Source organism: Labrys sp. E2SS-1L (genome assembly GCF_057073705.1).
On sequence record NZ_CP172712.1, the window covers coordinates 3,930,308 to 3,951,155 of the forward strand.

The following is a 20,848-nucleotide window of genomic DNA, read 5'->3' on the forward strand; positions in this document are numbered from 1 at the left end:
GGTCAGGGTGCTTCATCGCCCCAACCGCCGTCAACGTCGTCTTCTGGGGATTGCGGGGACTGTTCGTCCCTGAGCTGATCAAACGCCGAATCGAGCGCGCGCATGTCCCAGATGACACGCCGATCTATCCGGATCGGCTTCGGCATCTTGCCTGTTCCAACGAGCTCGAGGAATTTCGTCTGGCTCAGGCCGATGTAAGCGGCGGCCTCCTCGCACGACAGGCCGCGCCGGGGCGCAGGCGAGAGCGGCAGCACGATAGTGGTTGCAGTGTCGATCGCGCGGGCGTGCTTCATCGCCCCTCCCAGCACCACTGTGCCTTGCGCCACGCCTTTGCCTTGGCACCGGCCCTCCATGGGAATGCCGCGTGGGCATCGACCAGAACGCGGCCGACATCGCCCGCCGGCGTGGTCAGCGTGGCGAGCGTGCGCCCGTACCTATCCTTGTTCTTCCACCTGGTGATGGCGACCGGCTTCCCCTTGAGCGCTTCAATCAGGACATCGCGCGCGGCCAGCCCGAGCTGGTGCTCAAACTCGCACTCGAAATGCCCGATCTCTGGAGCGTCGATATTGGCTATGCGGATCCGCTCGCCTGCGATGTCGACGGTATCGCCATCGATCACATAAAAGTCGCTGCCGTTGACAGTCTCCGCCCCGGCGGGCCCAGCCAGCAGGAACGCGAGAAGGAAAATGGGGGCGGTCCTAGTCATGCTGCTTCCTTCATCGCGTCGATATTCTGCTTATGCACGGCGAAGGTCAGCGCGACCACCCAGGGGTTTGCTTCCCAGGAGCCGGGGCCGTTGATGTGCTTCCAGAGTGCGGCGTAGGCCTCAATGCCCGTTTCGAAACCTTCGCCGTCGACGTCCTCGATGCCTGTGTAAAAGCGATAATCGCTGATCTCTTGATGAGTGCCGCCGGCACAGGTTGCGCCGACAATCCCCCAAACCTCCTCAACTCCTTCCGCAATGGCGTCTTCCTCGCTGATGTCCTGCAGCCGCTCGACCTTGACGCCGGTCACCACCAGCGTGAGGCGGCTGGCCCAGCGTGGCATGAACATCGACGGCCGACGCCGCTCTCCCCAAGGATTGCCCCAGGTCGACGCCTGCCCATTGTCGCTCGCCTCATGGAAGATCGGCAGCCCAGGCAGTTCGAATATAGGGAGATCGCGTGGACGGATGCCATCAAAGGCGCGTTCGGTCCGCCACGCCTCGCGGACCCACAGGCGATCCTTGGGCATAAAGCGGAGCGGCACTTTGTGGTCGGCATCCGGGGTGATGTAGCCGAACACGGCTGTCAGCGCGGGCGCATAGAGGCCAATGAGGCCCATGTCAGCGGGCGGTTGGGGCTTCAGCAGGCGACGCGTCTGGGTCTTCGTGCCGGCGAGCAGGGCGCGGACAGAGGTGGGCTGCATGATGATTGGTCGATCTGTCACGGCTTGACCACCCTTCTGATGTGCTCAGCATAGGCACCGACGGCCTTCCAGTAGGCGGCCATCGGCCCCTTGTTCTGTTTCCAGCTGGTCTGAGCCCGGCGACGGGCGTCGGCGACTACATCGCCCAGCAGTTGCGCAATGGCGGCGCGATCTTCTGCAGGGCGGTCGAGGAGCGCCTGGAGGCCAGGGAGCGCTAGGACTGGGTTGCGAACCTCGCGCCGATTGCTGCGGGTTTCCGTCATTTCGCTTCTCCGGTCGGCCCGGGCAGCATCATCGGCATATCGCCTTTCTCGTAGGCGAGAGCGATCTGTGGGCGCAGCCAGCCCCCGGCCGTACGCCCATCCGGCAGCACGACATGAGCTAGGAACTCGTCTTCAAACTCGGTGATGCCGGCGGCCACCGCCTCGAGCTTGGCTTTGATCACCAGAGCGAGCGCGCGCCACCTCTGACGAACCGCCTGCTCATATGCCTCGGCTTGTCCCGTCGGTGAGCGCAACTGGCCCCGGCCGGGCGTATGGGTGAACTCGCGAGCTTTCGGATCCGGCAAAGGCAGCATGAACCGGACATAGCGATTGCTGGCCTTGAACTGGATGACCGCGCGCTGCCCTTCCCAGCCGTACATGAAGGCGGTCGCGCCGTAGCGGGTCAGGGTGCGCTCTATCTCAGCGCGGGAGGCTTCGGACGAGACCGAAGTTTCGGATGCATATCGGGCCATCAAATCCCCCCAGCCGCTTCGATGGCGGCGGCTTTGCAACGGTCCCAAAGGCGATCGACGAGGATGGCGAGGCGGCGACAGTCACGCCGCTCCGAACTGCCGGCCGTATAGTCCCAATAGACCCGATCGCCGTGGTGTTTCCGGTATCGGCGGAGGAGCTTGGTATGTCGTCTCCGCCAGGCCTTCGGCGCCTGGCGCCAGTGCTTGCCGCAGATCACCTCGGAGGATCCGTCATCGGCGAACGTGCGGCGGCAGAACGGGATGCAGCAATGAATGCGGGTCATTGCTGCTCCGGCAAAGAAAAAGGTGAACAGGTAGCGGTCGCCCAGATCCGACAGTGTGAATCGCGCCTAAATCTGCTTCCAGTAGCGTGGGCGCTTGACCGGGGGTGGGGAAGCAGATGTGGCCAAGCAATTCTGGCGAATGGGCGGCGTGGGTGCAGGCCGCTGGTAGTTTCGTCGCCTTGCTCCTCGCACTTTGGATAGCTAGGTGGCAATCCCGGGTCGAAGAGCGACGGCGCGTGCGCGAAAGTGACGAGCGTGCTTTTGAACGAGCCGTCAAAGCCTATGCCTTGCGCTGCCTTCTTTTGCCTCCCCTGATGTCGTGGCAGGGAGACATCTTTGCTGCAAGCGAAGGGGAAATTGCCCCGACATCTCCACCTGAGCCAATCCCACAATATCTTTCGGACTTTGGCCTGCTGGGTGAAGCCGGCTTCAGACTCTCGAGCGTAGTTGGCGAGATCATTGCGTTTCGCGCGGAAAAGGCGACGCTTATGGATGCGATCGGCTATGCCGAGGAGATCGATGCCTGGGCTGCATATGTAGAAGGGAAAGAGCCGGGTTTCCTCGGGCAGGAATACGGCGCAATACTCGAATTGCTCAAAGCCATGAAGCCGCCGGGCGCGCCGAAATAATCGGACCTTCAGGTCACTCGCAACGTCGCACTGGTTCGCGTTCCCCACGTGCCTTGCTCCAGGACGCCGACTCGTGCGCAATGCTGTCGGGGAACTGAGGGCGTTGCGATGTCGTGGCCGTTTGAGATCGGCAAATCCTACAATCGCCGGCAGGACATACACGGCCCGTATGGCGGCCAGCGGCAGAGCGGGATCATTACTCCGGCTGCCCATCCAGTTGTCTTTTTGATCACGGGCGATAGTGGCCAGGCCCACGGGTATTCCGACAAGCTCCGGCCCGACGGAGTGTTCGAGTACTTCGGTATGGGCCAGGTCGGCGACATGCAGCTGACCTCGGGCAACAAGGCGATCGCCGACCATTCTCTGAACGGCAAGAGCCTCCTGCTTTTCCACACCAACATAGATGGTGGCCTGCAGTACCGCGGCGAATGCGTTTGCGAGAGCTATCGGACCGTTCGTGCTCCCGACCGCGAGGGCAACCAGCGCAACGCCTTCGTATTCGAGCTCAGATTTCTTGAGGCGGTCTCCGAGCATATTGAGACCGAAGTGCCTGTGGCGCCGGCCGCCGACCTCGCTGAGCTTCGCCGGAGGGCAATGCAAGCCGCGCGCCCGGTAGCGGCCGTTGGCCAAGGCCTGCGTTCGATTTACCAGCGCAGCGCCGACGTCCGTAATTATGTGCTGGCTCGAGCCCGCGGTGTCTGCGAAGGCTGTGAGGCCCCCGCCCCATTCGTCCGACCGGACGGCTCGCCATATCTCGAACCCCATCACATCCGTCGTGTCAGCGATGGCGGTCCGGATGACCCGCACCACGTCATCGCACTCTGTCCGAATTGCCATCGGCGCGTCCATGCCGGAGCAGACGGCAAGGTCTACAATGAGGGCTTTCGCGATCGGATGAGACAGATCGAACCTATCTAAGCTGCAGGATCTGTCGATAAGCCCTCCCCACCCCAACGGCAGGTGATTGAAGGAGCACAGAGACTCGGTCCAACGTCGGGTGATCACGCGGGGGCGGAGTTGATGGAAAAAAAGAGCGAGTGGCCGCTTCACATGGCGGGGGCAATATTCGTTACAGTCCTGGTTGCCATCCTTCTCTGGCAACCGACAAGCCAAGGCTTCTGCCCTGTAGAAAAGTTCCTGAGATCGACCGCATCTCAGAACTGCTTCGACTTCCTGCTGAACCGGTATCAGACCTTGATTGCGGGCATCTTCGCGTTGTCTGCGCTGTTTGGGGTACTGTTTCAGGTAAGGGCTGACGACCGAAGAGAGATGGGCCGCCATCGCGCTGAATTGGAAGCGCGAGCGGCTCCTCACAAGGAGTGCGCTAAACAATTCGGCGGAATTGCCCAACTCTATATTAGCGCCGTACGACAAGTACTTTCTGAAGAAAATATAAATAGCATCAATATTGAAGATAATCTCCGCCAATCGATCTACAACAATAAGGATGGCATAGAAATGCTTGAAATATATAGGGAAGGACTTACCGCGCCAACGAAAGCGATTGCACATGCATTGTTGGAGAGCATCAGGCTTTCGACCATCTTCGCTCAACGAGTGGTTGAGAATCGTGTTGCGAGATTGGCCCAAGCACCCACACAGATCGAGATAAATGAAGCAATTGAACGCAATGACGCCTTCGGCTTGATTGCCCTGCGGTTGGAAAACGCTGAGATCTATTAGGGGTCGGTATACTCTAAACTCCCTCACACGCGCCTCCCTTCCCAGAAGGCAGCACCATGGGGCGACTGCTCAGTGACATAGATCAGCGTCTGCCTTGTTCCATCCCAGTGGCCGTAGCCGTTCTGGACAGCATTACGCCCGGTCGGTGTCCAGCATTTCGGCCATTCCCGGATCCAGCCGATATCAATGAATTGGGCGACGGCGACGGGCCCCAGATAGGCTTCGTCGCGCTCGCTGACGAAGGTTTCCTGCCTGCTCATGCTGCTTCATCCTTCGCGCGGTTCGGCCGTCGGCGTTGCGCGTCGCGCGCCGCCTTGGCCTCCGCAGCATCTGCTCGCTTCTTTTGCTCGGCGGCCCACCAGGCTTCCGCCCGGGCCTGCGCAAGTTCTTTCGTCGGTGCCGTGATCGTGAGCGGGAGGCGAACTTCTGCCTGCTCTCCCTTCGTCGAACGTGCGGGTACGAAGATGACCGCCTGGCAACGCTCGCGCGCGGGCGCATCGGCACCCTGGTAGATCACCACCCTCATGACGACGCCCTCCATCGGATTTGACAATCGACGGCGCCGGATCGATTCATCCAGGTGGCGAGAGTGGTGCAGTTCAGGGATCGAGCAGGATGGCTTTGGGCTTGAGCAAAGGAACCCTTGTTCTTGCCGCCGCGGCAATAGCAGGCTGGGCCTTGACCATGTTGAGCGGTCAAACGGTGGCCACCTGCCCACTCACGCCGGTCCATTTCCCGTTCAGCTGGTCTTGCAGCGTATTCGTGCCTGCTTGGCTCATCTCGGTAATGAGTGCGGCAACATTGTTCTTGAACAAGCTCATCCCGTGGCTGAGGTCGAATCTGAAGGCGAGACACGACGTGGTTCGATCGCAGCAAGAGCGCGACAGGCCCTAAGCCGCTCGTTGCAGTAAGCACCGCCCTGCCCGGAACCAGATCGCCCTTCCGACGTTCGTAGGGCGGAGGCGATCTATGGACGTCAGACCTTGGAGCTCCCCGGTGAGAATCGAGATGGCTCCTGGGCGAATTCGGATCATCGGCTCGACTATCGAGGCCGCTACCTTCCTGCTGAAGGACTGGCCTCCTGGCGAGGAAAGCAAAGCTGTCTGGGCGTATCGCGTCTGTCGCGAAGCCCAGGCCGGAACACGGACTGATGACGACGCGAGATCGGCTTTCTTCCTTGCTTGTTGGGATGCGGGACTCCGCACCGTCCCGTAACGTTCGGAGTAAGGCCCAATGGACGTCAAAATCTGGAGCATGCCGGTCAGGTTTGAGACTGGAGTCGGCCAGTACCGGATCATCGCCAGCACCGAGGAGGCAGCCCGGTTCCTGCTGCACCAATGGCCGATGGAAAACGGCGCCGCCTATGACGCTGCACGCCAGGCGTGCCTCGACGCCATGGAGGGCGAAGTTCCGACCGAAATGGCGAGGCAGGCCTTCATTGAAGCCTGCGACGAGGCCGGCATGTATGTGATGCAGTGAGGTCATCAAAAAGCGACCTCCATGTCATCCAATGGCGGCTTGGCGCTGAGATATGCCTGAATCGCTGCCTTCAATTTCCGTTTCGTCGCAGCGCCGAAAGCCTGACCAGCCGCCTTCATACGGAAGTCCTCGATATCTGCGCCGGCGACGCGCTGATCCGCAGCGGTGAGTGCTTCGATGATCCGAAGGCTGTATTCCTTGCTGGTGGTGATGCAGACGAGGACATCGCCCTCGAATACATGCAGTTCCGGGCGCTTCGCGGCTCGAAATGCGATCGGGTCGTCGGACAGGAGCCGGTAACGGCGAGGAATGGGAGACTCACCCATTGGCCGCGCCCTCCCCGGTCCAGGGTTCGAAGCACCAGCTCTCGACCCACCAGGCCGAGACATCGCCGTCGCGATCGTGACCGGCGATGCGCATGTCCAGGCGGCGACCAAAGGCGGTGGAATGTGTCTCCCTCAGGCTCGCCGGCGTTACGGGCCCGCAAGGCGGCGTTCCGACTTCCAGCACGATGTGCGGGATGCCCTCGTTGGAGTGGTTGTACCCCTTGCGCGGAGTGACAAGATCTCCGGCCTTGAAGAAGCAGCCGCCGTCATAGCGCGCGAACACCTCGCGCAACGTCATGACCTGGGCCTCGGGGACCGGCAAGCTCACGCTCTCCTTCTCGGCCCCAAGCGCCATTTCGATGATGCCGATGCTCATGCTGCGCCCCCGTCAGCCTGCTTGGCAGCCTGATCCAGAGCCTTGAGGTGCGGCTCGAGCTCGGCCATCTCGGCCTCGGTCAGTTTTCCCTTCCAGAACCGGAACGGCTTGCTGCCTTCCATGGCCTTGGCGCGGGCGCGGTCGAGGAGGGTCTCGTCCTGAGGCAGGTCGTCGTTGTCGTGTTCGGTTGCCGATTCCGCGCTATCGGTTGCCACCGTGGCCTTTTCGGTTTCCCGATCGGTCGATTTGGTTGCCGAGCCGGCATCAGCCTTCGCCTCGTCCTTGATCTCGCCCGTCTCAGGATCGTGCGGAGGATCCTTGGGCTTCTCCTGCTTCTCGGCTTTGGGCTTCGTCTCGGCCGTCTTCTCCTTGCCGCCCTCGCCCAGCTTATCGAGCGCCGCCGTCAAGCCCTTCGCGCCGCCAGCCTGAGGAACCGGCTGCTTCGGGAACATTTCCTCGACGGTGGATTCGCCGTTCTTCAGGGCGGCGCGCATGCCGGTGAGCGTGGCGAGGTGGTCGAGCGAGATGTCATCGGCGCCGGCGATGCCGAGGGCTTCGAACAACTGCTCCGGTTTGACGCCGAATGCGGCGAAAGCCTTGAACGCCAGTTCCTTGCGCTCGGCCAGGGTCTTGATGTCGCCGGCGATGACCTGCTCGACGGCATCATAAGCCTTGCGCCAGACCGCCTTCGGGACACCGCCCAGGATCGCGTTTCGTTTGGCGATCGAGCAGGCAGCATTGCCGGTGACGACGATCATGTCATCGGTGAGCAGCTTGCCGCTCTTGTCGGAGATCCGGCGCCGGACGCGGGCGGTTGTCGCGGTGTTGGTTTCGAGGTCATGGAAGACGCCCTCCGCCTCGACGAACTTCTCGAAGCGGTCGACATGGACGACGCGGGCACCGATGCGGCAGTTCCCCCATTGCGACCCGATGATCTCGGCGAGGCGGATGCTGGGGCCCTTGATCGGCTTTCCGCCGCGGGGGAGCGCATAGACGCATTCTTCGGCCGATTGCTCGTCGAGAGTTGCCAGGGTCAGGATGTTGCCGACAACCCGCGTCAGGTTGCGCGGCAAGGCGCGGGAGGTGGCGATCTGCTGGTCGACTTCAGCCCGGGCAAGGCTGACAGCGAGGCTGGCGTTCTCGCCATACCCGCTCGGCAACTCCAGTTCCGTCCCGGTTACGGTTTTAGTGGTGACGATCTCGTTCACTGCAGGATTCCTTGAGGTGTGGGATTGGTGGTCGACGCCAGTCAGGCGACCTTGAGGACGCGGAATTCGGTCGGTTTGACCGAGTAGCCGGCGCGCTTCTGGAGCTTCCAGGTCACGGTCTTCGGACCGCAGATCGCGATGGAGGAATTGCCGAGCTTGAATTTGATCTCGGCCTCGACTTCTTCGAGCTTTGCCTTGGCGGCCTTCTCGGCTTCCTTGAGGTCGGAACGCTGGTCGACGAGTTCGGCGAAGCGGTTATCGCCAGAGAGATCGATCGGCGGTTCATTGCCCTGATCGAAGACTCGGGCGATGTTGGCTCCGTCCCGGGCATAGTCCGGCGGCATCGGCTGGCCGGAGTCGGTCAGCTCCCAGAACGCCTTGATCGCTTCGTGGACACGCTTCATCACCGAGGCGTGGAGCGGTACCTCGACCTCGTAGAGATCGAGCCCCATGCCGACGACCATCAAGGCAACCTCGCCCCAGCCGCGGCCAGAGAGTTCGGTCTCGATCATCGTTTGCACGGCGATCCAGAGCGGCAGCACGATTTCGTGCGTGCTCGGATCCCGCCATTTCTGCTTGAAGATCAGGTCGGCTGTCGTCTTGACCTGGACGACACCGGGGCCGCGCTGCGGGCAGTCCACATAGAGGTCAGGGGTCGCGCCCATGCGGATGTCGGTATCGCGGAGATAGATGCCGGGGGGCGTCAGCGCCCATTCCGGGTGCTTCTCGGCGATCAGCTGGAACGCGACCGGTTCAAGGAGACGCCCGCGCTTCATCGCCGGGGTATCCTCCTGGTCCTCCTTGATCCGGCCGGTCTTGGAGCCCCAGATCTCGAATGCGGTCGTATAGTCGTGGACGCCGAGCAGCGCGCCAGCGATCGATGCCGTGATGTCCTTCTTGCGGGCAGCAAGCCACTGTTCACGGCTGGTGATTTCGATGGTTTCGATCATCGGAACTGACCTCAGAATGTGATGGTGGTGTGAGGGATGGAGCCGCCGACGAGCGCCATGACGATCTGCTTCGCGGAGGCCTCCTCGATTTCGCCGGCCTCCATCAGGGCCTCCTTGACGGCGCGCATGATCTCGGCGCGATGGGCCTTGTCGGCAGCCCTGCGATCGGCTTCGGCCTTGATGCGCCTGGCCTCGGCTTCCTGCTGAGCCTGCTCCTGGGCGATCCGGTCGGCCTCGGCCTTACGGTCCCGCTCGATCCGGTCGAGTTCGGCCTTGTGCTTGCGCTCCAGGGCCTCCTTCTCCTCGTGGGCCTTGCGCTCGGTTTCGGCGATGGCGTCGAGACGAGCCTTCTCTGCAGCGGCGGCGAGGCGCTCCTGTTCGACCTTCTCGGCCTCGACGCGACGACGTTCCGCATCAGCGGCGGCCTGGCGTTCGATTTCCTCGATCTCGCGTTTGCGCTGCTCGTCGCGGAGGCGCTCCAGCTCGGCAGCGTCGGCCTCGGCCTTCTCGGTCCTGGTGCGGGCATCGAGCAGGTCCGAAATTACTAGCGTGCGCAGCTCGAGGATTTCCGGCTTGGCATCGCGGAGCACATCGTCGGCCGGCAGTTCCTTCTGGCGGACCTCATTCATCCGTTCCGCGATCTGCGCAGCCGTGGTGCCGACCTGCAGAATCCGTGCGCTCTGAAAGTAGGAACGGAGCTCGCCGATGTCGTTCTCGCGCTTCTCCTCGGCCGCTTCCCAGTCATCGAGCGGCTTGCGGACCTGGTCGCGCATTCCGTCGAGCGTGTCGCGGATCTCGCGCCGCTTGGCATCGACGACGTTGATCTCCTTGCGAAGGTCCTCGTTCAGCTTCTTGCCGGCGTCATCGATCGCAGTCTTGGTCCGGGCGATCTTATAGGCGAGCGACCCGATCGCCTTCCTGCCCTTCTCCGTCGAGAGTTCGGGGACATGAGCGGCGATGTCGGCCTTCATCTTCTCATAGAGCGCGGCGAGCTTGGCCGGCTCCTGCAGGACGATGCCGGGGTTCTCCTCGATGAGGAGCGCGATGGGGGTTTCTGGCGCCTCGGCGCGCAAAGCGGTGACGCTCATAGACGGTTTTCCAATTTGAGCTGTTGATGGAGGAGCTTCGTCAGCTGCTGGTCGATCTGGCTGACGTTGCGGTGCTGGCGTTTTGCGATCCGACGCTTCGCGATGAGTTCGTTCCGCTGAGCCCGGATGCGGGCGGTCTTCTTGGCCACCCGATGGGCGAAGTAGGCGTCGAGCCATGCCCGGATCTGATCAAACGGAGGCATGGCTGGCCTCCATCTGCCGGCGGCGAGCCCTGGCGCCCTCCAAGGCGTCATCGAAGCAGGCCAGAACCTCGGCCGGATCGAAGGGAAGTGCCGGGACCGGCCCCTTCTGAACCGTGAGCAGTTCCAGGCATTTCGCCTCGTCGTCGAGGTCGACACCCGACACGGCCAGGAAATCGCCGATATCGCGGACGGACTGGGCCCGGGCGACCACGGCCTGTGCAGCGGCGCCGATCGGGCGGAAGTTGGGAGCGAGCGGGCCGGTCATGGCTTCCCCCTCAATCCGTGTATGCGACGTATCGAAACGTCCCGCCGCCGAAGCTCAGGAAGCGGCCGCCGAACGTGCCTTTGACGCGATCCTCGACTTCTCTCGAGGTCGTGCCTTCCGGATAGACGCCCTCGCATATCTGCGAGAAATGCGTGTGCTCACGGGTGCGATAGTCAATCTTGGTTGGATCAAGTTCGCGCGGCTTATAGGAGAGCCACTGCCCCGTCTTTCGGTCTTCAGTGACCTTATGGTCGTTGAAGGTGTACTCGACGGGATCGTCAGCTTCTTCCCACCCGCAATCAGCGCAGAAATGGCGCGGCGCAGTGCAGGCACCGCACGGAGCGCTGAGGTGGCAGCTGCAATTCTCGGCACGGCGCAATTCGATACTGCCGCAGCATCCGGAACGATTGCAGACGTCACCTTCGCAAATACCAAGCGTTTCACCCATCGCCGTTACTCCGCAGCCACCAGGGCCGGAGCGGCCTCAAGCCACCTGCCCTCGACGATTTCGGAGACCCAGGCGTCCACGACCTTGTAATCCTGCATCAGGCGCAGGCGATTGCCGTCACAGTGCAGCTCGTTCGCCGCGATGTAGTGTTCCGCCTCCTGGCAGATCGCCTTGGTGACGTCCTTGCAGGCGCCGACGGCCGGATCGATCTCCAGGACCTGCAAGAGCCCCTGCCCGCGCTTATCGCTGGGATCGAACTCGCCGTTGATGAAGCGCTCGACGATATCCTTGCGGGTAAGCGAGGCGGCGCACTCGTCGAAAGTGACGCCATAGCGACCAAAGCAGGTCTTGGTGATGAGGTGAGGCATCTGTGCGATCCATGTTGGGTTTGTGAGGCGGGATCGCTGGCGCCGCGTCCCGTTCATGCCCGGCATCTATTGGAATTTAATTCCAATAGATGCCGGCGTCAACCCCCATTTGGGTACACTTTTGGAAATTGGAATTTCGGAGGCGGGTGATAAAAAACCCGCCTTTTGGGCGGGTTGAACAATTTCGCATTATTTCGGATGCTGGCGAATAAGGCAGCCAAACTTAGGGTACGTATCGAATCCAAAGGCCGCCAGAATCAATAACGCCACTTTCATGAACGACGTGCGTTCCGATGCGTCCGGGCCTCAAAATCGGGTGAGGATAAATAATAGGCTGCCGGAATACCATCCTAGAGTAATCTGAAGGTCCCCCCTGAAAATTCAAAGACTGCTCTGGAATAGGCAACCGAAACGGATCGCTCGCTGGTATATCAATAATAAATTCAAGAGACTTAAACGGATTACTAACAGTTGTATACACGGTGAAGAAAAATATAAGCTGATGCATTCGATATTCAGGGGTATTTATCACTATATCTTGGTGATATATACCAAATAGATTAGCCTTTCCTGTCAATGTAAACGTGAATTCATCACCTACGAGCACATACGCTTGCCGTTCTGTCATCTCGACATTCCACCGAATGGCGTGGCTGGAAAGTTTGGGGGGAAGGTTGAAGCGGTTCCAGCTTGAGCGGAAACCGGCGGCGGCACAGACGGCGACTGAACTGCCGACATTCCACCTGCTCCAGCAACAGGCGACCCGACATCGTCTGCCGCTTGATTCTGCCCTTTGCGGAGAACGGGCCTTTCTAAATAGAATCTAGGTCGCAATCCCAATGCCCATGCTATGTAGGCAATGCTTCTCAGCGTTAGATTCTCATTGCCTTTAAGCAGCTTAGTGATGAACGAGCGATGCACACCCAATTTGGTCGCTATGCCCTGTTGAGTGACGCCCGAGCTCTCCTTCTCATCCAAAGCGGCAGCCAAAAGCTGGCTTCTCACCTCATTCATGAAGCGACCCGCGACGCGATCCTTCGGGGAGATATTTAAGCTAAAGGACATCGTCATATCTCCCCTGAATATATGGCGGAGGATCAAGATCCAACTGCCCCCGACGCCTCACCACATCGTCCCTATATCCAGCATAAAGCTGGTACTCCTTGCACCTGTCCATGGTATCGATGTTACCAACCACAAAAATGCCTTTTCTATATGCCCAGCAAAACATGCGGACATCTGTGGTTTTCAATTCCCAAACTCCTGCATCCTCGGGAACCATTGAATGGGAACGCTCATACAGTGAAAAATCTAATCCGCTCACAAAATCGCGGAACAAAGCATCGACCTGCTGGAGCGGTGATAATATACCGCCCGCATCGAACGGCTCTAACGTTGGGAGAACGTGATCAAGCCACTCAATAACATGCGGCAACGCATAAAGCATGCGCTCGGGCTGTTCATCCGGGTCCAAGCCACCATCGATAGGAATAATTAATCCAGCTTGCACCAAGCTATGCATTGTTGCCATTTAAGTCAACACCGATGCGGCGCTGATATCGCGTCCTTTGGTCTTGTTCTTCTGCACCATGCCAGCAACTCTCCCAGGCTGCTGGATAAGATGGGTCGCGTTAGGTGCGTGACAATTGCGTGAAATGATCCATCAGCGGCCAGGCGTCGTTCGCGCCATACCCTCGTTGTTGATCAGAAAAAATGCCAACCGGCCACAACTTTCCCGACGATCTGCAGCTCATCCTCCCCGCGCGCGATTTGAGCATAACCTCCGTTATCACTAATTACTTTGACGGTGTCGTCACCCACGATCTTTGACGTTTCAATACGCTTAGCCTGGATGTCGCCCCAGCGATCGCGGATGGCGTAGATGCCATCGGGCGATGGTGTCTTATGTCGCGTGTCAACGATCAATGGCGTACCTGGCGCTATCGTTGGTCGCATGGAGTCGCCCTTGGCTTCAATGATCAGCAGATCCCCGGGTTTTGCGCCAAGACCACGTAAGAACCATGGCGGAAAGACCCAGGCATCAGGTTTCACCGCGTCTCGTGTCTCAACCTTGTCTCCGGCACGGTAATAGGCGTGCGCGATCTGGCCGCCCCCACCCATGCCGGCACGAGAATCTACCTCAACAATTCCATTGGGGGGGATCTTCGGCGGCGCATCCGGATCAATCGCTTCTGGCGCTTCCGCTTCGAATGGCCGATCTGGTTCGACGATGTCAGGATCAAACGAACCGGAGAGCGCGCCCTGCGAGTTCCCGTACCTCAACTCTTGTTCTGACATTCCGATGACCGCCGCGATCTTGGCGACACCATCACCACGCGGGTTATCGACGTCACCTCGCAGCCATTTGTTAACACGATCATATGGAACGCCGGCTCGATCGCTGAGCTCGCGCATATTGATGTCTAACTTCGCCATGCCGGCGGCAAGTCGCTCGTGCCATTTCATCGGGTCACGATAGCGAAATGGAAATTCGAGAGGTTGGAATTCCAACCCCTTGCATCTGGAATTAAATTCCAATACCTTGTAGCTATGGCTACAGAAATTCCAAACCTCCAAGCAATCATCAAAGCCGCTGGTGGCGCGAGAGCCATCGCAAAGCATCTTTCTGGCTCTGTTTCGGAATGGGCCATCTACAAATGGCCCACTTCTGGAATTCCAGATCGGTATTGGCCTGCCATTGTCGAGCTTAGCGGGCTGAGCGTGGAGGAGATATTCGCGGCTAACGAGTTGGCACGACAAATTGCCGTTTCCAAGACAGGGGCCGCCGCATGATCTGGGCTGTCCTCGTTCTTTATTTCCCCGTCGCCTTCCTCGGCGCCAGCGCTCTCGGCAACCTGATGAAGGATCGCGCCTGATGCAGCAGCCCGACGATCCCGGCATTGATCCCGATTACGACGTGCTCGCCGAGCCGCTCGCCGGCGGTAATCGTGTCGTCGCACTGTCAGCCGTGATCTTCATCGGGCTCGTCGTAGCCGGTCTGATCGGCCTCGCCACGCGGTGGCTTTCATGAAATCTCCCGTCGCATATCCCCCTCCCTGCGACGGCACTAGCCGGGTCCGCTCAGCGGCCCGGCCTTTTCCTTTCGCTCTGGCGTCCACCGCCAAGTCGTCGCCTGAGCATCGCCGTAACCGTCTGGGCCTCCGTATCTGCTGTCCCTGTGCTGGTCCCTATTCAGCACAAAGCGATGAGCATGATCAGCCAGGATTCCAGACAAAATCTGTCAGCCCCGGAAAGCCGTGAAATGTCCACTGTCGAGAACTTTGCCTTGGTCGGGAAAGGAGCCGTGGAGCGGGAACAAGTCCGCTCCGGCGTCCCATTCGACATCGCATTGGCCCGGGTTGCCCGACGCATTCAGATCGGCCCGGGCACGCTTTCAAACATCATTAGGCAGCGAGTGAAGTCCGTCAGCTTCGACCTCGGCGGGAAACTCCTTCGCTATGCCTATTCCGACCTTCAACGCCAGATCGAGCACCTCGAGCATGAAAAGAACCTCCTTCTGGGGATGGGCGCTGGCGCGGATGACCGCACGTTGGGCCGTGTGGTGCGCGCGATTGAGACGGTTCGCCAGACGCTGAACGACCTCGACGAGGGGGCGCAATGAACCTGTCTCTGCGTAATGCCTCCCTGGGCACTCCCGCCGACCTGACCAACCGGATGTGCAAATTTCTGCGGTCCCGGCATCCGGTCAAACCCGCTCATCAGGTTGCCGAAAGAACCGGTCTGCCGGTCGACACCGTAAGCAAGTGGTTTTCTGGCGAGACGACTCCAAACGGGACCGCAGTCCTCAAGCTCATGCTGGCTTACGGCCCATCATTGCTCGCCGCAGTCATCCCATCCGCGCCCGAATGGATCTTGGACGCAGCCGATCGCCAGGAAGGCGCCGCCATCCAGGCCCAGTTCGATGCCTTGCATGCTCGCAGGACCGAACGGCGCACTTCCTCTCCCCAATCCCCAACCGCAAACCGATAGGAGAGCCCCATGGCCCGCGGCCGGAAGAAGAAGCAGCGCGTCGAGCGCGTCATCAAGATCAAGCGCTCGGAGATCGTCGATTTCTATCGGGAACAAGGCAGGCTGAAGGATCAGCAGGCCAGCTATACCGGTCAGGCCGGCCGCGACGCCCGAACCTTCAAGGAACGTACCGGTCTCAGCCCGATTGCCCTTGGGTTCATCGGGAAGCTCGACCGGCTTGGCGAGGATCTCAAGCGCCAATCCGTCATGGACGAGGTGGTCTTCCTCTTCGAGGCCATGGGTTGGAACGACCAAGGCAACCTCTTCGACCGCGCATCGACCAAGATCCAGAATGACATGATCAAGGACGATGACGGCGACGAAGAGAGGGAGGATGACAAGGATCTCCGTCCGTCCTTCATGCAGAACGCGATGCCGCTCGACGAGGCGAAGGAGAAATTCGACGCTGCCCTCGAGGTCGCCGAAGCCAAGAAGGCGGTTGCGGCCAAGGCTGCTGCCAAGAGCAAGCCCGCCGATGCGCTCTCCGCCCTCGCCGGCGAAGAACCCGCTACCGCACATTGAGGTCGGACATGGCGGCGCCCTCCATTCTAAGCATCGACTTCAGCAAGGCTCGCACCGGGATCTGTTTCGGCAGGCCTGGCGAACGTCCGACTCTGTCGTCGAAGTCCTTCGCGAAATGGGAGGGCGCCACCCTCGACGAAGCTGCAGCCGCCGTCATCCAGTGGCTGCCGGAAGTCCTGTCGGTCTACAAGCCCGACCTGATCGCCCTCGAAGCCGCCCTGCCGCCGGAAGCGAGCCGAGATCAGACATCGGCACGGCTCGCCCTGGGCGCCGACTTCGTGATCAAGGGCGCCGCCAAACTCCGCGCAATCCGCTGCATCGAAGTGCACGGGGGCACCTGGAAGTCTGCAATCCTTGGCTCCGGCAATCTGCCCTCGAAGCAGGCCAAGGCGAAATCGCTTCAACTCTGTCGCGGCATGGGACTGGAGCCCAAGGACGACAACGAGGCCGATGCCTACTGCATCTGGCTCTACGGCGTCCTGCACATCGCGAAATTCAACGACACCGATGCCTTGGCGGCAATCGCCAAGCTGCAATGGAAGCTCTGCGCATGACCACCTACCCCAAATCGCAGGTGAACATCACGGTCGACAGCCGGGTCTATATCGGCCTGCAGAAGCTGGCCCGCACCGCCGGCATGACGACAACGGGCTATGCCACGCAGCTCTTCAGCGCGGCTTACACCGCTCGGCACAAGCCCACCGGCGACCGTGAACTCGATGAGGCCGTCGCCCAGTTGTCTGCACCGCCGGCGGCAGTCGACAAGACCTCGGCCAAGGTAATCGCGCAACTCCAGGCCCAGGTCTCGGATCTTCGCGCCAAACTCACTGAGATTGCGAAGAAGCCGGTCACCAGCCAGCAGGCGCCAGCACCGGCCGACGAAGCCCTAAAGGCCGAGATCCGATCGTTGTCGGATCGCTTGGTGGCCTCCGCCAGTCACGAGATCCAACTCGGCACCGCGTGCGACGAGATCAAGCGCCTCAGGGCCGCGCTCGAGGATCGCCCTGCCCCAATCGCAATTCCAGACACCGCCCTTGGCCGCTTCCTGCACACCTGGAACGCCGAACTGAGGACCGCTGCATGAACACCGAACAGATCAAGGAAGCCGCCATGCTGTGGCTGACTGGAAAGAACACGACCGAAATCGCCATCGCGCTCTTCGTCTTCGAGAGCGATGTCGAGCGGCATCTCACCGAGATCAAGGCCGAGGCCCGGCTGATTGCAGCGAGGGCCGCCTGATGTTCGCTTGGGATGACACTGCTATCGACACCATGAAGCGCCTGCGTTTGGAAGGGAAGAGCGCCAGCGAAATCGCTGTGGCCCTCGGCACGACGCGGAACTCTGTCTGCGGCAAAGCACACCGCCTCGGTATCCCATTTGCCCCGCCGAAGAGGTTCGGCCAGGCCGGTGGCACACCACAAGCCGCGCGTGCTGCGGCGACCGCCCGATCCGCCGTATCCAGGCAGCCGGGTATCTCGCTGGCGCCGGTCAAGCCGAAGCCTCCTGTACAGCGCGAGCCGGAAAAGGTCTCGATCTGGATCGCCCCGCCGGCGCCTGCCCCTCGCTCGGCTGATTTCGGTCCGCGCACGATCCTGGACCTGGGCCGCCTGCACTGCCGCTTTCCTCTCTTCAATGGACCTGAGCCGGTCGACCGCAAGTTCTACTGCGGTGAGCCGAAGTTCGACGGCTCCTATTGCAAGCATCACGCCTCGCTCTGCGCCGGCACCGGAACGCCGGCCGAGCGCCAAGCCCATCTGGAGGCCGCGGTGTGAACAGACATGTTCTCCCCAATCGGCGACCGAGCCTGGCATTTAGTGTCGACCACGGCATTGGCGGCAAGCATTCGCATTTCACCGTCTCGATCGGCGGCGACGGCGACTCCACTGATGTCCGCGAGGTCTTTGTCTCCGGCCCGCAGAGCCCCCTCCTGGACTTGGTCCGAGACAGCGCCATCCTATTGAGCCTGGCGCTGCAATACGGCTGCCCGCTGGAGACGATCGGGCATGCCCTGACGCGCGATGACGCAGACCAGCCGGCGACGGTGATTGGGTCCGTCGTAGCCGGTATCGAGGGGGTGCTGGCTTGACGGTCGAGTTCCTCATCGGCGACGTGCGCGAACAGCTCCGCCTACTACCCGCGGAATCCTTCGATTGCGTCGTGACCTCGCCGCCCTATTGGGGCCTGCGCGACTATGAGGTTGATGGTCAGATCGGCCTCGAGCGCACGCTTGGCGAGCACCTGGCCGTGATGGTCGATGTCTTCCGCGAAGTTCGCCGGGTGCTGAAGCGTCATGGCACGCTCTGGCTCAACTATGGCGATTGCTACGCCGCGGCGCCGAACGGGAAGTCAGCCGCCGCCTACAAGGCCGAGGGCACCGACGATCGCACATTCCGCGACAAGCCGTTCTCAACGGTCGGGCCGATCTATGTGCCGAACTTCGAAAAGACCGCCCGAGTCGGTGGCACCGCGAACAAGGGCTCGATCGCTGCCGCCCATGGTGGCCGTGTCGTTGCCGGCGGCTATCTGAAGCCGAAGGATCTCTGCATGATCCCGAACCGGCTCGCCATCGCCCTGCAGGATGATGACTGGTGGGTCCGATCGGAGATCATCTGGCACAAACCCAATCCGATGCCGGAATCGGTCTACGATCGGCCGACCGTGGCGCATGAGAAGGTTTGGCTGCTCACCAAGGGTGAGGACTATTACTATAATCATCTGGCAATTAGAGAGCCGTCTGTAAGCGGCCTATCCGATCAAAAGAAGATGCTGACAGCCGCGCCGCGCGAGGGCGGTAAGCATTTTCGGCTAGACGATCGCCGTAACAAAGCCGGCTCACACACTAAGATCGGGAAGCAGAAGGCGGTTGGGAGCCCCGACGGGCGCAACGCTCGCAACGTCTGGAAGATAGCCCCGAAGGCCTTCCGCGAGGCGCATTTTGCGACGTTTCCCCCTGCCCTGGCCGAACGCTGCATCAGGGCCGGCGTGCCGCTGACGACGTGCAGCCTCTGCGGATCCGCCCAACTTCCCGAAGACTGCGGCGGCATGTGCTCGACCATCCCGCGCCAGCCCGGGCGCGTGCTCGATCCCTTTGGCGGCGCCGGCACCGTCGGCCTGGTCGCCGAACAGCTCGGGCTCGACTGCACCCTGATCGACCTGAACCCTGGATACGCCGAAATGGCGCGCCGGCGGATCTATGGCTCTGCTGTGACCCTGGAGGCCGCTGAATGAGTGCGGTTCCCCTGTCCCGGCAAATCTATTCCCTCGATCGCCTGATCAAGCTCGGCGCCCAGGCGCTGCGCAAGGAAGGCGCTCGGCCGTCCGAGGTCAACATGATCATCGCTGATGCAGGAGCCGCCAAGGCCACGCTCGAGGCGATCATGCCTGTGCAGGACGAAATGCGAGAGCTCATCCGCACGGCACGGCGAGGTCTGGCATGAACGCGATGACACCTCCTCCGCCCCGTCCCATCGCCTCCATCGAAGCCGAACAGGCAATGCTCGGCGCGATAATGCTGAACAACGAGGCTTATGGCGCCGTCGCCGACGTCGTGAAGCCGGATGACTTCTATGAGCCCCTGCACCGCACCATCTTCGACCTCATCGGCCGGCAGATCCGCGACGGGATCAAAGTCGACGCGATCACACTTCGCCAGGCCCTGCCGGATATCGAGGTCGCCCCCGGCATCCGGACCCAGCAATACCTGATCCGCCTCGCCGCAGAAGCTACAACGGTCATCGGCGCCAGGGACTATGCCCGGGCCGTCAGGGAGGCATTCGTCGCCCGCCAAATCGCCGCCATCGGCGAAGACCTCCGCGCCGCGCCTGACAACGCCAAGACCACTGGTGAAGCCCTCGACGAGGCCTGGAAGCGGCTGGACCGGCTTCGCGAGGACACCCAGGAGAGCGAGGACAAGTCGGCGACCGTCGGCGAGGCCGCCCAGAAGGTTGCCCAGCGCATCACCGAGATCCGTGCCGGCAAGTCCGAGTCCGTCGTCAGCACCGGCCTTGCCGAATATGACAAGGCGATCGGCGGCGGCTTCAGGTCAGGCCGCCTCTACGTCCAGGCCGGCCGCCCCGGGCAAGGCAAGACCGTCCTCGCCCTGGCCCAAGCCCGCCGCATCGCCAGAGCCGGCCACGGCGTCATGTTCTTCAGCTTGGAGATCGACGACGAGGAGACCGCGGCGCGCGTCATCGCGGCCGATCTCGCCCGCTCCACGAGCCCGCTGACCTATCGCGACATCCTCACCGGCCAGGTCGACGACCACAACCACGAACGCGTCGCAGAAGCTGCGTTGCGGATGGAGGAATGGCCGCTCCGGTTCGATTGCACCGGCGGTCTCTCCATGGCCCAGATCGGTGCCCGGGCCCGGCTGCAGAAGGAGCGGCTCGCAAAGGTCGGCAAGGAGCTCAAGGTCGTCTTCGTCGACTATCTCGGCCTCCTCAAGGTGACCGACCGATACAAGGGCAACGCCACGATCGAGCAAGGCGAGCTCGCTCTCGCCGGCAAAACGCTCGCCAAGGAGCTCGGCGTCGCCATGGTCATGCTGGCCCAGCTCAACCGCGGTGTCGAAGGGCGCGAGGACAAGCGGCCGACCATGGCCGACCTCCGGCAATCCGGGAACATCGAGGAGCACGCCGATTGCGTCGGGCTCCTCTACCGGCCCGCCTACTACCTGGAGAAGACGGCGAAATACAAAGCCGACGATCCGGATGCGCTCGACGAGATGCTCCGCATCAAGAACGACTTCGAACTCATCATCGACAAGAACCGCCTCGGCCCGACCGGGACCCGCCATTTCTGGTGCGACGTCTCGTTGAACTCGGTCGAGGATAAGACGAGGTACTGAC

At 61.4% G+C, this 20,848-nt stretch carries 37 protein-coding genes; 18 read left to right on the top strand and 19 right to left on the bottom strand.

The window, feature by feature from the left end; genetic code table 11:
• Window positions 1-2 precede the first annotated feature (2 nt).
• Genes ACIGJE_RS18220 through ACIGJE_RS18245 form a run of 6 tightly spaced genes read right to left on the bottom strand, consistent with a single transcriptional unit; the run spans window position 3 to window position 2,427 of the window.
• Window positions 3-293, bottom strand: coding sequence for a helix-turn-helix transcriptional regulator (locus ACIGJE_RS18220; RefSeq protein ID WP_483678240.1), 291 nt, complete (start codon window positions 291-293; stop codon window positions 3-5).
• Entirely contained in the window at window positions 290-706 is a 417-nt protein-coding gene (locus tag ACIGJE_RS18225; protein WP_483678242.1) for a thermonuclease family protein, read from the bottom strand. The genes ACIGJE_RS18220 and ACIGJE_RS18225 overlap by 4 nt, the downstream gene beginning before the upstream one ends.
• The gene (locus tag ACIGJE_RS18230) at window positions 703-1,428 is read right to left on the bottom strand and encodes a hypothetical protein (protein WP_483678243.1); all 726 of its coding nucleotides are present in this window, start codon (window positions 1,426-1,428) and stop codon (window positions 703-705) included. The genes ACIGJE_RS18225 and ACIGJE_RS18230 overlap by 4 nt, the downstream gene beginning before the upstream one ends.
• The gene (locus ACIGJE_RS18235; protein ID WP_483678244.1) at window positions 1,425-1,670 is read right to left on the bottom strand and encodes a hypothetical protein; all 246 of its coding nucleotides are present in this window, start codon (window positions 1,668-1,670) and stop codon (window positions 1,425-1,427) included. Before ACIGJE_RS18235 ends, ACIGJE_RS18230 begins: the two co-directional genes overlap by 4 nt.
• On the bottom strand, window positions 1,667-2,143 hold the full coding sequence (locus ACIGJE_RS18240) for a hypothetical protein (RefSeq protein ID WP_483678246.1): 477 nt from the start codon (window positions 2,141-2,143) through the stop codon (window positions 1,667-1,669). Before ACIGJE_RS18240 ends, ACIGJE_RS18235 begins: the two co-directional genes overlap by 4 nt.
• Entirely contained in the window at window positions 2,143-2,427 is a 285-nt protein-coding gene (locus tag ACIGJE_RS18245; RefSeq protein ID WP_483678247.1) for a hypothetical protein, read from the bottom strand. Before ACIGJE_RS18245 ends, ACIGJE_RS18240 begins: the two co-directional genes overlap by 1 nt.
• 116 nt (window positions 2,428-2,543) lie before the next feature.
• Here ACIGJE_RS18245 and ACIGJE_RS18250 point away from each other — a divergent pair, with 116 nt between their 5' ends.
• The 3 genes from ACIGJE_RS18250 (at window position 2,544) to ACIGJE_RS18260 (ending at window position 4,739) form a co-directional block, all read left to right on the top strand.
• Window positions 2,544-3,056, top strand: coding sequence for a hypothetical protein (locus ACIGJE_RS18250; RefSeq protein WP_483678249.1), 513 nt, complete (start codon window positions 2,544-2,546; stop codon window positions 3,054-3,056).
• A 108-nt stretch (window positions 3,057-3,164) separates the two neighbouring features.
• On the top strand, window positions 3,165-3,974 hold the full coding sequence (locus ACIGJE_RS18255) for an HNH endonuclease (protein WP_483678251.1): 810 nt from the start codon (window positions 3,165-3,167) through the stop codon (window positions 3,972-3,974).
• A gap of 102 nt (window positions 3,975-4,076) precedes the next feature.
• Window positions 4,077-4,739, top strand: coding sequence for a hypothetical protein (locus ACIGJE_RS18260; RefSeq protein WP_483678252.1), 663 nt, complete (start codon window positions 4,077-4,079; stop codon window positions 4,737-4,739).
• Window positions 4,740-4,762: 23 nt separating this feature from the next.
• Here ACIGJE_RS18260 and ACIGJE_RS18265 read toward each other — a convergent pair whose 3' ends face one another.
• Both ACIGJE_RS18265 and ACIGJE_RS18270 read right to left on the bottom strand, forming a co-directional pair.
• Complete coding sequence (locus tag ACIGJE_RS18265) at window positions 4,763-4,999, bottom strand: hypothetical protein (protein ID WP_483678254.1); 237 nt, start codon at window positions 4,997-4,999, stop codon at window positions 4,763-4,765.
• A complete protein-coding gene (locus ACIGJE_RS18270; RefSeq protein WP_483678255.1) occupies window positions 4,996-5,265 on the bottom strand; it encodes a hypothetical protein in 270 nt (89 codons plus the stop codon). Before ACIGJE_RS18270 ends, ACIGJE_RS18265 begins: the two co-directional genes overlap by 4 nt.
• Before the next feature lie 443 nt (window positions 5,266-5,708).
• On the opposite strand from ACIGJE_RS18270, the gene ACIGJE_RS18275 reads away from it, so the two are divergent.
• Both ACIGJE_RS18275 and ACIGJE_RS18280 read left to right on the top strand, forming a co-directional pair.
• Window positions 5,709-5,954, top strand: a complete 246-nt coding sequence (locus tag ACIGJE_RS18275) for a DUF982 domain-containing protein (RefSeq protein WP_367622860.1) — start codon at window positions 5,709-5,711, stop codon at window positions 5,952-5,954.
• 18 nt (window positions 5,955-5,972) lie between these two features.
• The gene (locus ACIGJE_RS18280) at window positions 5,973-6,218 is read left to right on the top strand and encodes a DUF982 domain-containing protein (RefSeq protein ID WP_483678256.1); all 246 of its coding nucleotides are present in this window, start codon (window positions 5,973-5,975) and stop codon (window positions 6,216-6,218) included.
• A gap of 5 nt (window positions 6,219-6,223) precedes the next feature.
• Here ACIGJE_RS18280 and ACIGJE_RS18285 read toward each other — a convergent pair whose 3' ends face one another.
• From ACIGJE_RS18285 to ACIGJE_RS18335, 11 genes are all read right to left on the bottom strand, one after another.
• Window positions 6,224-6,544, bottom strand: a complete 321-nt coding sequence (locus tag ACIGJE_RS18285) for a hypothetical protein (protein ID WP_483678258.1) — start codon at window positions 6,542-6,544, stop codon at window positions 6,224-6,226.
• Window positions 6,537-6,920, bottom strand: coding sequence for a hypothetical protein (locus tag ACIGJE_RS18290; RefSeq protein ID WP_483678259.1), 384 nt, complete (start codon window positions 6,918-6,920; stop codon window positions 6,537-6,539). The genes ACIGJE_RS18285 and ACIGJE_RS18290 overlap by 8 nt, the downstream gene beginning before the upstream one ends.
• Window positions 6,917-8,128: a hypothetical protein gene (locus tag ACIGJE_RS18295; RefSeq protein ID WP_483678261.1), complete on the bottom strand. Its 1,212-nt coding sequence runs from the start codon at window positions 8,126-8,128 to the stop codon at window positions 6,917-6,919. Before ACIGJE_RS18295 ends, ACIGJE_RS18290 begins: the two co-directional genes overlap by 4 nt.
• A gap of 41 nt (window positions 8,129-8,169) precedes the next feature.
• The gene (locus ACIGJE_RS18300) at window positions 8,170-9,078 is read right to left on the bottom strand and encodes a YqaJ viral recombinase family protein (RefSeq protein ID WP_483678263.1); all 909 of its coding nucleotides are present in this window, start codon (window positions 9,076-9,078) and stop codon (window positions 8,170-8,172) included.
• 11 nt (window positions 9,079-9,089) lie between these two features.
• A complete protein-coding gene (locus ACIGJE_RS18305) occupies window positions 9,090-10,166 on the bottom strand; it encodes a hypothetical protein (RefSeq protein WP_483678264.1) in 1,077 nt (358 codons plus the stop codon).
• On the bottom strand, window positions 10,163-10,369 hold the full coding sequence (locus tag ACIGJE_RS18310; protein WP_483678266.1) for a hypothetical protein: 207 nt from the start codon (window positions 10,367-10,369) through the stop codon (window positions 10,163-10,165). Before ACIGJE_RS18310 ends, ACIGJE_RS18305 begins: the two co-directional genes overlap by 4 nt.
• The gene (locus ACIGJE_RS18315; protein ID WP_483678267.1) at window positions 10,356-10,634 is read right to left on the bottom strand and encodes a hypothetical protein; all 279 of its coding nucleotides are present in this window, start codon (window positions 10,632-10,634) and stop codon (window positions 10,356-10,358) included. The genes ACIGJE_RS18310 and ACIGJE_RS18315 overlap by 14 nt, the downstream gene beginning before the upstream one ends.
• 10 nt (window positions 10,635-10,644) lie before the next feature.
• On the bottom strand, window positions 10,645-11,082 hold the full coding sequence (locus ACIGJE_RS18320; RefSeq protein ID WP_483678269.1) for a hypothetical protein: 438 nt from the start codon (window positions 11,080-11,082) through the stop codon (window positions 10,645-10,647).
• A gap of 5 nt (window positions 11,083-11,087) precedes the next feature.
• Entirely contained in the window at window positions 11,088-11,450 is a 363-nt protein-coding gene (locus ACIGJE_RS18325; RefSeq protein WP_483678271.1) for a hypothetical protein, read from the bottom strand.
• A 1,054-nt stretch (window positions 11,451-12,504) separates the two neighbouring features.
• The gene (locus tag ACIGJE_RS18330) at window positions 12,505-12,981 is read right to left on the bottom strand and encodes a hypothetical protein (protein ID WP_483678272.1); all 477 of its coding nucleotides are present in this window, start codon (window positions 12,979-12,981) and stop codon (window positions 12,505-12,507) included.
• Between the two features lie 173 nt (window positions 12,982-13,154).
• Window positions 13,155-13,961, bottom strand: coding sequence for a LexA family transcriptional regulator (locus tag ACIGJE_RS18335; RefSeq protein ID WP_483678274.1), 807 nt, complete (start codon window positions 13,959-13,961; stop codon window positions 13,155-13,157).
• On the opposite strand from ACIGJE_RS18335, the gene ACIGJE_RS18340 reads away from it, so the two are divergent.
• The 13 genes from ACIGJE_RS18340 (at window position 13,950) to ACIGJE_RS18400 (ending at window position 20,847) form a co-directional block, all read left to right on the top strand.
• Complete coding sequence (locus ACIGJE_RS18340) at window positions 13,950-14,243, top strand: carph-isopro domain-containing protein (protein ID WP_483678276.1); 294 nt, start codon at window positions 13,950-13,952, stop codon at window positions 14,241-14,243. The genes ACIGJE_RS18335 and ACIGJE_RS18340 overlap by 12 nt on opposite strands.
• An 82-nt stretch (window positions 14,244-14,325) precedes the next feature.
• Window positions 14,326-14,481 (top strand): hypothetical protein, encoded by a 156-nt coding sequence (locus tag ACIGJE_RS18345; protein WP_483678277.1) that lies wholly within the window; start codon window positions 14,326-14,328, stop codon window positions 14,479-14,481.
• A gap of 174 nt (window positions 14,482-14,655) precedes the next feature.
• Complete coding sequence (locus ACIGJE_RS18350) at window positions 14,656-15,072, top strand: hypothetical protein (RefSeq protein WP_483678278.1); 417 nt, start codon at window positions 14,656-14,658, stop codon at window positions 15,070-15,072.
• Window positions 15,069-15,440: a helix-turn-helix domain-containing protein gene (locus tag ACIGJE_RS18355; RefSeq protein ID WP_483678280.1), complete on the top strand. Its 372-nt coding sequence runs from the start codon at window positions 15,069-15,071 to the stop codon at window positions 15,438-15,440. Before ACIGJE_RS18350 ends, ACIGJE_RS18355 begins: the two co-directional genes overlap by 4 nt.
• Window positions 15,441-15,449: 9 nt before the next feature.
• Entirely contained in the window at window positions 15,450-16,001 is a 552-nt protein-coding gene (locus ACIGJE_RS18360; RefSeq protein WP_483678282.1) for a hypothetical protein, read from the top strand.
• A gap of 8 nt (window positions 16,002-16,009) precedes the next feature.
• Window positions 16,010-16,555, top strand: coding sequence for a hypothetical protein (locus tag ACIGJE_RS18365; RefSeq protein ID WP_483678283.1), 546 nt, complete (start codon window positions 16,010-16,012; stop codon window positions 16,553-16,555).
• Window positions 16,552-17,085, top strand: a complete 534-nt coding sequence (locus ACIGJE_RS18370) for a hypothetical protein (protein WP_483678284.1) — start codon at window positions 16,552-16,554, stop codon at window positions 17,083-17,085. Before ACIGJE_RS18365 ends, ACIGJE_RS18370 begins: the two co-directional genes overlap by 4 nt.
• Entirely contained in the window at window positions 17,082-17,240 is a 159-nt protein-coding gene (locus ACIGJE_RS18375; protein WP_483678286.1) for a hypothetical protein, read from the top strand. Before ACIGJE_RS18370 ends, ACIGJE_RS18375 begins: the two co-directional genes overlap by 4 nt.
• Window positions 17,240-17,773 carry a GcrA family cell cycle regulator gene (locus ACIGJE_RS18380; protein WP_483678288.1) on the top strand — a complete coding sequence of 178 codons (534 nt, stop codon included), beginning with the start codon at window positions 17,240-17,242 and terminating at the stop codon, window positions 17,771-17,773. Before ACIGJE_RS18375 ends, ACIGJE_RS18380 begins: the two co-directional genes overlap by 1 nt.
• A complete protein-coding gene (locus ACIGJE_RS18385) occupies window positions 17,770-18,087 on the top strand; it encodes a TSCPD domain-containing protein (RefSeq protein ID WP_483678289.1) in 318 nt (105 codons plus the stop codon). Before ACIGJE_RS18380 ends, ACIGJE_RS18385 begins: the two co-directional genes overlap by 4 nt.
• The gene (locus ACIGJE_RS18390) at window positions 18,084-19,229 is read left to right on the top strand and encodes a DNA-methyltransferase (RefSeq protein WP_483678291.1); all 1,146 of its coding nucleotides are present in this window, start codon (window positions 18,084-18,086) and stop codon (window positions 19,227-19,229) included. Before ACIGJE_RS18385 ends, ACIGJE_RS18390 begins: the two co-directional genes overlap by 4 nt.
• Window positions 19,226-19,438: a hypothetical protein gene (locus tag ACIGJE_RS18395; protein ID WP_483678293.1), complete on the top strand. Its 213-nt coding sequence runs from the start codon at window positions 19,226-19,228 to the stop codon at window positions 19,436-19,438. Before ACIGJE_RS18390 ends, ACIGJE_RS18395 begins: the two co-directional genes overlap by 4 nt.
• Entirely contained in the window at window positions 19,435-20,847 is a 1,413-nt protein-coding gene (locus ACIGJE_RS18400) for a replicative DNA helicase (protein WP_483678295.1), read from the top strand. Before ACIGJE_RS18395 ends, ACIGJE_RS18400 begins: the two co-directional genes overlap by 4 nt.
• Window position 20,848 lies beyond the last annotated feature (1 nt).